We start from the raw sequence: 457 nt of genomic DNA on the forward strand, positions 1-457 counted from the left end.
GGATCTCTCCGGGTGGGATGTGACTTCGGTTCTCTATGCCGATTGGTTCCTAAAGAGCACGCCGGGACTTACCACCCCCGCATACGATGCGCTGCTGCTGGCCTGGAGCGGGCAAGCGTTGCAGAGCGGGGTGAGTGTGGATTTTGGGGCCTCGAACTACACCAGCGGTGGGGCGGCAGAAACCGCCCGCACGGCGATGATTAATGACGATGCTTGGACCATTACCGATGGAGGGGCCGCATGAGTGCGCGTGAAGATGTCATTACCTTAACCGGACCCCAGAGCGGCACCCGCTATTATGCCCTGGTGCATGGGCGCTATCCGGGGGGCTATAAGCGGGTGATTCTGGAGCCAGGGCAGGTGGCCGGTTGCCCTCAGGATGTCGTGGTTAAAAGCTACCAATCCTTGGCCACCCTAGACCGCTACCGGCCGGCACAGACGGCGGATGAGCCATGAG

General features: G+C 61.3%; 2 protein-coding genes. Both read left to right on the forward strand.

Translation table 11 applies throughout. The features are described from left to right. The coding region (locus tag V5T57_RS20680; protein ID WP_332893168.1) for a hypothetical protein at nucleotides 1-244 on the forward strand (244 nt) is incomplete at its 5' end. Beyond that, nucleotides 241-456, forward strand: a complete 216-nt coding sequence (locus tag V5T57_RS20685; protein ID WP_332892601.1) for a hypothetical protein — start codon at nucleotides 241-243, stop codon at nucleotides 454-456. The genes V5T57_RS20680 and V5T57_RS20685, both read left to right, overlap by 4 nt. Nucleotide 457 lies beyond the last annotated feature (1 nt).

This window comes from Magnetococcus sp. PR-3, from assembly GCF_036689865.1.
Lineage (GTDB): Bacteria > Pseudomonadota > Magnetococcia > Magnetococcales > Magnetococcaceae > Magnetococcus.

Excerpts from the sequence above, each read along its gene's own strand:
- V5T57_RS20685 (WP_332892601.1), top strand. The coding sequence starts at position 241 with ATGAGTGCGCGTGAAGATGTCATTACCTTAACCGGACCCCAGAGCGGC.